The organism is Clostridium algifaecis (assembly GCF_017874415.1).
Taxonomy (GTDB): domain Bacteria; phylum Bacillota; class Clostridia; order Clostridiales; family Clostridiaceae; genus Clostridium_B; species Clostridium_B algifaecis.
Window position 1 is genome coordinate 59,621 of the sequence record NZ_JAGGLM010000016.1, and the last position, 9,255, is coordinate 68,875.

Here is a 9,255-nt window from a genome sequence, read left to right on the forward strand (position 1 = left end):
GTTTTCACATATATTATATAGGCTAAAACATTTATAATTCAATAAAAACATGATTATATGTTGTCATGATACAATTGACATATATTTAATAATTAAATTTTCATTATTAATTCTTAACTTGCAAAAGTTAATATGTGATATAATGTTCAAATGGAAATGGGGTGATATAATGAGTGATATTGCAGGAACCGGGTGTGATATATTGGTTCCGTTTAATGAGAGAAAACCTCTTTCGGAAATAGAACATAGTATCACTAAGACGTATAAAAAACATATATGGTCGAAATTTGTAAAGGCAGTAAGAGAATTTAACATGATAGATGAAGGGGATAGAATAGCTGTAGCTGTGTCTGGAGGAAAAGACAGCATGCTTATGGCAAAACTTTTTCAGGAACTGAAACGGCACTCAAAAGTAAAATTTGAACTGGAATTTATAGCTATGGACCCCGGTTATCATGAAAGTATAAAAAAACTTTTAATTGACAATTGCAAGTACTTAAATATTCCTATACATCTTTTTGAATCCGGAATTTTTCATGTCGTGGATAAAATAGCGAAAGATTATCCATGCTATATGTGTGCTAAAATGAGAAGAGGTTCCCTTTACAGCAAGGCACAGGAACTCGGGTGCAACAAACTTGCTTTAGGCCACCACTTTAATGATGTTATAGAAACCACTCTTTTGAATATACTGTATTCTGGAAACTTTAAAACCATGCTTCCAAAATTAAAATCCACCAACTATAAAAATTTGGAGCTTATAAGGCCGCTTTATTTTGTAGAAGAGGATTATATACAGAAATTTACACAAAATAGTGGTATCTGGCCGCTTAATTGTGCCTGCATGGTTTCGGCAAAGAGAATAGGCAACAAGAGATATGAAATAAAGGACATGATAAAAGAACTCAAGAAGTCTTTTAAAGGCGTAGACAAATCTATTTTTAATGCTGCACGTAATGTAAACATGGACTCTATAATTGGGTGGACTAAAGACGGAGAAAAACATTCTTTTTTAGAAGACTATTAATATCAATTTTTATATAATCTACGAGGAGAAAATTTATTTTGAAAATATGGGGAAAACTTTTAATTAATAATAGGATAGTAAAAGACAAGGTAGTACTTTTTGATGAAGATAAAAATTATGAAGATAATTTAAAAAATTCAATTTTAGAGATTTGTAAGGAATTTGATATAGAGATACCTTACTGGCTTCCAAGTAATGAAAAGGAATATGCTGTGAGAAAAAAGACAATTTTTACTCAAGATAATTTTATAGATGAATTTAAATTTGACAAATTTATAATAGAAGAAATTGATTTAGATGATAAATAATCCACAGTGTGGATAAAATTAAAAGGCCAGTAATCACTGACCTTTTAATTAATATTTGGGTTAGTCGAATATGACAACAAATTTTATGGAATAAATATCTGATAATTCATCTGTATTTGTTTCTTCATTTCTTAAGATTACATAACTTATCCCAACTTTTTTCAGTATACCTGTTCTGTCCTGGAGAGTACCTGTTCCAAGAAGATAAGTAATTCTTACTCTTTTTCCTATCTGAGTTTGTAAGTAACCCTGGGTATAGTTGATATTTTGCTCTACAGGGGAACCCGGTGCCATTTCAAAATTTGAACTTTGATTTGGGGCCTGTCTTGTAAGATTTTCATCTGACGCATAGTCCTCTGGTTGTTCATCTGATTGTTCATCTGATTTTTCATTTTCTTCATTTTCCTCATCTTCATAATTTTCATAATCTTTTTCATCTTCTAAAATATCAGTATCTGTCCTAAAATCTGGCATAGGATATCCAGGCATTACTGGTATACCCTCCGGCATTATAGGTACTCCTGCAAAATAATCAGGATATCTTGAAATCATAAATAAGTTACCTCCATATAATTAATTATTGATAAAATTCATATTCAAGTATTTGCATATAGTTCTGTAGGATTGTAGAAACAGTGCTGGAGCACTTTAACCTGAAAACTTCCAACCCCGTTATATGGGAATATATAAGGACAGGCAGCATAAGGGTTGAAGTACCATAGGGAATAACCAATTGGATACAGCCGGTTGCCTGCAAGGGCCCAGTCTGCTATATCATAATGTATCTGTTCAGGGGGATTTGTCCATATATTTTGTGGATTTGGACTTCCACCCAAAATACTTCGCATACAATCAAACTGGCCTTTTTGATAGAGTATTCTTCGTACATCACCCTGACCTACTCTATGGTATTCTCCATAAGGAACTCTGACCCTATTCATAATAGTAGTAGCAACGGCTTTCATGCCATTTTCCCCTTCTCCACCGGCCTCGCATTTTATGATTCTGGCCAGAAGTTCTCTATCTGAAAAAGCCATGTATTTTCACCTCATGAAATCTTTTTATACTATCAGTTTATTTATAAAGCTAGAAAAAGTTACAATTAAATTTATTAAAAAATGGCAGCAGGGTACAAAAATAAATTCCAATGTTATATAATATTAATGATTATGGCAAATAAATTAATTTAAGGAAGGGGCACATATTAATGACTAATGTTAAGAAAATACTAGCTTCTGCTTTTTTTGCTTTTGCAATCACATTAACTTTAGGTGGAGCAAATGTTCAGGCAGCATCAGCTAGTGTTACTAGAGTAGACGGTGGAGAAGGCGGAAGAATAGGAACAGCTGACCAGGTAGCAAAATCTCTTTTTAGCACTTCACAAAATGTAGTACTTGTAAATGGCTTTGGATATGCAGACGCAGTAAGTGCTACGCCGCTTGCAAAACAGCTCAATGCACCAATACTTCTTACTGCGGGTGGAGACACTCTTGAAAGCGAAGTTTTAGATACTATAGAGACACTTAAAGCAACTAAAATATACATAGTAGGTGGTACTGGTGTTGTTTCAAGTTCTATTGAAGACAGCTTGAAAGGTAATTATCAGGTAGAACGTATAGCCGGTACTACAGATACCACAAGAATGGGAACAAATGCAGAAGTTGCAAAAAAAGTACTTTCAATGAGCGGACAAAAATCTGCAATGCTGGTAAATGGACAAGATGGTTATGCAGATGCACTTTCAGTTTCATCTATTGCTGCACAGAAGGGATATCCTGTACTTCTTGCAAGTAGTACACAGGTAAGTGATGGAGTAAAAGACGTAATAAATTCAAATTCACTTTCTGTAATGGCAGTAGGAGGAGATGGAGTTCTTCCGCAGTCTGTAGTATCTTCTGCAGGCGGCAGCAAAATAACAGGAAATTCAGCAGATAGATTTGCTACAAACCTGGCTGTACTTCAGTATTTCCAAAATAACGGCGGAGTTGATTTTACAAATATATATGTAGCAGCAGGTGGAGCTTCAAGCACTCAATTTGCAGATGCACTTGTAGCTTCCGCAGCAGCAGCAAAGACAGGCTCTCCACTTGTACTTTCAGGTGCAGGGGCAGACGAAAACGCTCAGATGAATGCTAAAAATTATATACTTTCAAATATAAAGGATGGCTCAAAGATAACAATAATAGGTGGAGACGCTTCAGTTTCAAGTTCTGTAGAGGAAGGACTTAAAAATGATGATCCATTCCAGATAATAGATATAAATTAAATAAATTAATTTGAAACATTTTATTTACATGTAACGTCTAATAAATGAAGACTTGGAAAAAATCTATAATTTTTATTAGATTAACCTTATACACTTTTATATTGTCATATTGTGATTTATACCACAATAAAACCGTATTTTACTAAAAAATTTACTAAAAAGTTACAATATAAAAGTGTAAAAAATTTTACAAAAAAAGAAGGGTTATTTTAACTGATGTAGAATACTATATCATTAGAATAAATTTAGTCTAATAATAAGAAAATATAGTGACATTACCAATAATAAAATTTAAATTAATATTATTCTAAAGGATGTAGTATTATTTATAACACGTAATGTGTGGAAATTATACCTTTATTATGATATAATAAAGTTTGAATTTTAGATTAATTATACAATTCATAAGTTTTTATGAAAATAGAATAAAATCGCACATAATTAGTAGAATGTGCATTTTAGTTGTGGTATAATAATGTCTGTTTCGCAATGGTGTTTAAATGGAAATTTGAATTAAACATCAATTCTAAGTCAGTATATATTTAATATATATATATATATTTAAAAGAATTTTAATTAAAATTCACTTAATCGAGGAGGGTATATTACAATATGAATAAGAAAAGTACAAAGGCACTTGCAAGTGCTACACTTATGTCTTTAGTTTTAACTACAGCATTAACAGCTGGCCCAGTCAAGGCAGCAGCAGGTTCTGCTACAAGAGTTAGTGGTGCAGACAGATATGAAACAGCAGCTAACGTTGCTACTTCAAATTGGACAACTAGTGACAATGTAGTCCTAGTTTCCGGACAGGGTTATGCAGATGCAGTTAGTGCATCAGCATTAGCTAAACAATTAAATGCACCAATATTACTTACTACACCAGATACATTAAGCGCAAGCACAAGTGCTGCATTAACAAAATTGCAGGCAAAGAACATATATGTTGTTGGTGGAACTGCTTCAGTTTCACAGTCAGTTAGAGATCAACTTAAAAAGAGCTATACTTTGACTGAATTAAGTGGAAATACAAGATATGAAACTAACGTAGCAGTAGCTAATGAATTAGTTAAACTCGGCGTTAAGAAGGACAACGTATTGGTTGTTGGTGGAAATGGTTTCTCAGATGCTTTATCTGTAGCACCAATTGCATCAGCTAAAGGAGAAATATTATTACTTGCAGATAACAGCCAGAGCGACAGCCAGGGAGCAATTGATTTTGCAAATGGATCAAACGTTACAGTTGTTGGAACAAGCAATGTTATAAGTGATGCAATAAAGAGCGATTTCGGTTCAACTGCTACAAGAGTAGACGGTGGAGCTGATAGATTCGCAACAAACTTAAATGTATTAAATAACTTTAAGAGTGACTTAAAAGCTGACAAGCTTTATGTAGCAAATGCTTCAGGAAACGGATATGCAGATGCATTAGTTGCTTCAGCAATAGCTGGAAAGACTGCATCACCATTAGTATTAGTTGATAGTGATAGTTCAGATGCAACTACAAATGCTATTAACTACATGAAGGGTGAAGCTACAAAGACTACTGATACACAAATAGTTGGAGGAACTGGCGTTGTTTCCGATACTTTACTTGGAAATATCAATAGTGCAATCTATGGAACACCTTCAACAAGTGCACAGGTTCAATCTGTAAGTGCTGTTGATTTAAACCAGATTAAGGTTGTATTCAATCAAGAAGTTGATGAAGATACAGCTAAAGATGTAACTAATTATGAAGTTGGTGGAACAACTTTAAATAATCAAGGTACTAAAGATAATGCAGCAGCTGTTAATGATCAGAGTGCTGTAGCAAAACTTCAGGATGATAATAAGACAGTTTTAATAACTCTTGCACACCCAAAGAAACAATCTGATAGTTTGGATGTAAAAGTTAAAAAGGGAATATTATCTAAGGATAAATCACAGAGTATTCCAGAATACACTCAATCAAATTTAACATTTAATGATACTACTGCACCTACAATAGCTTCAGTAACTGCTCAAGGAAATAAGAAGATAACTGTTGTATTTTCGGAACCAGTTAATTTTGGTACTGGAAGTGATACAGATATAACTAAAGCTGTTAGCAAATTTAAGATAGATGGACAGAATGTAACAAGTTTTGGTCTTGATACTGATCCAACTAAAGGTTTATCAAAAGTTGATGACTATGTTGAAGGTTCTAATACTAATGCTAATGATAAAAAAGGTGTATGGTCAAATAAAGTTGAATTATACTTTAATTCATCATTACAAGCTGGAAGTCATACTCTAAAAGTATCAGATGGAGATAATACATCATTAGAAGATGCAGCAGCTTTCCCATTTCAGGAAGCTACAACAAACTTTAACGTTGATACATTGACAACTACTCCAAAAATTACTAGCATAACAGCTGAAGATACTGGAAAAATATACATTAATTTTGACAGACCAATGGATGCTAAAACAGCTAAAACGGTTAGTTATTATGGAATAAATGGCGATGCTGATGTTGCAGGTAATAATCCGGGAGCTGGAGATATAGAACTTAAGAATAATGATACTCAGGTTAAAATTAGTAATGTATCAGGATTACTTAAGAAAAATTCTAATACAATAAATATTACAAATGATGTAAAAGATGCTTATGGAAATAAGGTAGCTGACGACACTAGAGAACCATTTACTTTATCAGAAGATGATACTAAACCAGATGTTACATCTGTAAAAACTCTTGATAACAAGACTATACGTGTTACATTTAATAAAGATGTAAGTGTACCTTATGCTCAAAATATATCAAACTATAAGATAAAAGATAATGGTGGCGCTGACATAACTACTGATGCTACTAAGGGTATAACTAGTATCAAAGCTACAGGTAATGCGACAGGCTCAGCTAGTGTATTTGATATAACTATGAGAGCTAAGTTAACTGATTCACAGTATACAATAACAATTAAAAATATAATAGATACAGCAACTACACCAAATACTATGGCTGACAAGACTTTGACATTTGCTGGAGCTACTGATGTAGCACCAAATGTAATAGGAGCTTATGCTGTTTCAAGCGGTGATGATGCTTCCAGAAAAGCTGTTGTATATTTTGATAAAGAAATGGATGCATCTTCACTTCAAGATTTGTCAAATTACAAATTTAAAAATGGTAGTGGAGATACAAAGGCATTACCAAGTGATACAGATATTACAGTAAGTTCTGACAACAAGAGTGCAACAATTAAATTCCCATCAAGTTATACAGTATATACAGGTGGACTTGGTACTAATGATAGTGCTGTAAATGAGATTGATGTAATAGGTGTTAAAGATTCAAACGGAAATGCTTTAGATGTTTCAGTTGCTAAACAAATTGACCTAGCAACAAATGCACCTTCAGCAACAATAAATAAATCTGCATTCTCAGTTAAATATGATGGAGACGACTTGGATGTTTCACTTAAGTTTGATAGTGCAGTAGACAATTTAGACTATCATGACTTTAGATTAGGAGGAATTGAGCCTACTAGTGGATATAAGAGTGGAGAAAATATAGTACTTGTATTTGGTGATGGAGCTACTGTTGATACATCAGCAGGACATGATGTATTACCAGCTGGATTTACTGGAACTAAAAAGATTGATGCAGTTAAATTTAGTGGCAGCAAAGCAGTACTTACTACAATAGCTATTCCACAAACAACACTTGTATCAGGAAAAGGTATAAGTGCAATAACAGCTGCTAGCAATATAACTCCTTATGATTATCAAGCACTTCCTAAGACTGTAGCAGATAACTGGAATGCAGATATAGATACTACTTCTGGAAACGGATATGTTGATGTTGTATTTGATACTCCAATTGATCCAAATAGTGGATTTAAGACAGATGACTTTGTATTTACAGCAAAAGATGGAACTAACTTAAAAGCAACTAGTGTAGGTATTGCTTCAGGTAGTAAAAATACTGTTAGATTTACATTTGATAAGAACAGTGTAAATCCAAGCTACTTTACAAAAGTTACAAAAGTAGATGCTAATGGCAATACAGTAGTAGATACTGCTAATACTCCTAAAATTACTGTATATGCTAAGAGTACAGCTACAGTTAGAACTTCTATAGATAGTGATGATAATTATGCTTACTATAAACCATCAAGTGATGATTTAAGAATAAGAACAATTACAGTTGGTGTTGTAGGAGCTGTTAAAGGTAACTAATAGATAAAATGGTCTATTAAAATTGTAATTAAAATTTAAGATATATGAAGGAAAGTACAACCTTCCTTCTCTTATTTAAATAAATGAGCGGATAAATTGTACAATCATATCTAAAAATATCTTTAAGTCATAAAATAGTCGGGGCATATTCTGGCTGAAAAACTAAATAGTCATTTCTAAAAAAGAGTATCCTTAGGGATGCTCTTTTTTAGTTAAGAATTAATAATTAAGAGTTAATAGTGAAGGAAGATTTTTCTCCACTATGTTACGAAAAATATAAAATTTAAAAGCTATTTTCGTTCATTGTTTGTAAAAGTCTATAATGTTATAATATAATTATCTATAAATTGATATAATAAACGTAAAAGTGCTAAAAGGAATGTTACCAAGGCCTTAATTAAAATTGGTATTAGCATGAGCGGAATTGCGTAAAGATGAACTAATGCAAAATTGGGAATTGTGGGAAGTTGAGGAACCACGTGAGCTATTCCATAGTACAGTAGATTAAGAAATGTGATATCAATAGATAAAATTACTACAGAATGAGGTGAAGTATGGGAGAACTAGCACGTTTTGAGGATATTAGAATAAAGATGTATCCTATGGATACGCAAAAACATAAAGAACCTCATTTTCATATAATATTAACTAACGGGGATAAAGTTTCTGTATCAATTGCAACAGGAAAGGTTCTTGAAGGAAAACTTAATAAAAGACAAAAAGATTTTATTAAAGCTTGGATGATAATTCATAAAGAGGAACTGTGGGATAGATGGAATAAAGCAGTTGCTGGTGAATTTATCGAAAAAATTCAACCAAAAGAGATATAACAGGGGGTAGATATAGTGCAAAGTCCAGATGTTATTAAAGCTGAAATATTAAAAGATTATAAGTTGCTTATTACATTTAGTAATAAAGAAAAAAAAATATTCGATATGATTTCTTATTTAAAATATCCTGTATTTAAGCCTTTACGCAGTGAAGAGGAATTAAAAAAATTTTCAATTGTAGACGGTACTATTGAGTGGAAATGCGGAGCAGACTTGAGCAATGATACTTTTTATATAAAAGGGGTAAGCTTTCAAGAATCTTTATTAGAAATGTAAAAATGACAGCTAGAAATGTATGTCTTGTAATAAGAATAGGCTTATGTTAAAATCAATTTATGTATTTTGGTTGTAAAGTGGGCAGCTGGTATCACCTTCTAGAAAGGAGGTGATACATATGTACGATTTAGTTATGGCAATATTTGCAGCAGCATCATTTTTAGTGATTCTAATAAACCTAATAATTGTACTTATAAAAGAAATAAAAAAGTAGCCCACCCATGCGATTGGTAATGGCTACTTTTTCATTTCTTAGGAATTTAAAAAAAATTGGCTCAAAAAAATAGCCCGTTAGGGCTTGAGAAATCTAAGTCTAGAAGTTCGAGGAAAATATTACAAGTA

Annotated in this window: 8 protein-coding genes; 6 read left to right on the forward strand and 2 right to left on the reverse strand. The window is 32.5% G+C overall.

Going from position 1 to position 9,255, the window contains the following annotated elements; genetic code table 11:
* The first annotated feature begins 169 nt into the window (after window positions 1–169).
* Together J2Z42_RS11050 and J2Z42_RS11055 are read left to right on the forward strand one after the other, a co-directional pair.
* Entirely contained in the window at window positions 170–1,027 is an 858-nt protein-coding gene (locus tag J2Z42_RS11050) for a tRNA 2-thiocytidine biosynthesis TtcA family protein (RefSeq protein WP_209702829.1), read from the forward strand.
* Window positions 1,028–1,065: 38 nt separating this feature from the next.
* Window positions 1,066–1,335, forward strand: coding sequence for a hypothetical protein (locus J2Z42_RS11055; protein ID WP_209702830.1), 270 nt, complete (start codon window positions 1,066–1,068; stop codon window positions 1,333–1,335).
* A 60-nt stretch (window positions 1,336–1,395) separates the two neighbouring features.
* On the opposite strand, the gene J2Z42_RS11060 is transcribed toward J2Z42_RS11055, so the two are convergent.
* Both J2Z42_RS11060 and J2Z42_RS11065 read right to left on the reverse strand, forming a co-directional pair.
* Window positions 1,396–1,887, reverse strand: a complete 492-nt coding sequence (locus J2Z42_RS11060) for a hypothetical protein (protein WP_209702831.1) — start codon at window positions 1,885–1,887, stop codon at window positions 1,396–1,398.
* Window positions 1,888–1,931: 44 nt separating this feature from the next.
* The gene (locus J2Z42_RS11065) at window positions 1,932–2,372 is read right to left on the reverse strand and encodes a cell wall hydrolase (RefSeq protein WP_209702832.1); all 441 of its coding nucleotides are present in this window, start codon (window positions 2,370–2,372) and stop codon (window positions 1,932–1,934) included.
* 170 nt (window positions 2,373–2,542) lie between these two features.
* Between J2Z42_RS11065 and J2Z42_RS11070 the strand changes: the two genes are divergently transcribed.
* The 4 genes from J2Z42_RS11070 to J2Z42_RS11085 all read left to right on the forward strand — a co-directional run bounded on the left by J2Z42_RS11070 (window position 2,543) and on the right by J2Z42_RS11085 (window position 8,913).
* Window positions 2,543–3,601, forward strand: coding sequence for a cell wall-binding repeat-containing protein (locus tag J2Z42_RS11070; RefSeq protein ID WP_209702833.1), 1,059 nt, complete (start codon window positions 2,543–2,545; stop codon window positions 3,599–3,601).
* Between the two features lie 612 nt (window positions 3,602–4,213).
* Window positions 4,214–7,807 carry a cell wall-binding repeat-containing protein gene (locus J2Z42_RS11075; RefSeq protein ID WP_209702834.1) on the forward strand — a complete coding sequence of 1,198 codons (3,594 nt, stop codon included), beginning with the start codon at window positions 4,214–4,216 and terminating at the stop codon, window positions 7,805–7,807.
* A gap of 554 nt (window positions 7,808–8,361) precedes the next feature.
* Complete coding sequence (locus tag J2Z42_RS11080; RefSeq protein WP_209702835.1) at window positions 8,362–8,637, forward strand: DUF4160 domain-containing protein; 276 nt, start codon at window positions 8,362–8,364, stop codon at window positions 8,635–8,637.
* A gap of 15 nt (window positions 8,638–8,652) precedes the next feature.
* Window positions 8,653–8,913 carry a DUF2442 domain-containing protein gene (locus tag J2Z42_RS11085; protein WP_209702836.1) on the forward strand — a complete coding sequence of 87 codons (261 nt, stop codon included), beginning with the start codon at window positions 8,653–8,655 and terminating at the stop codon, window positions 8,911–8,913.
* Window positions 8,914–9,255: the final 342 nt, after the last annotated feature.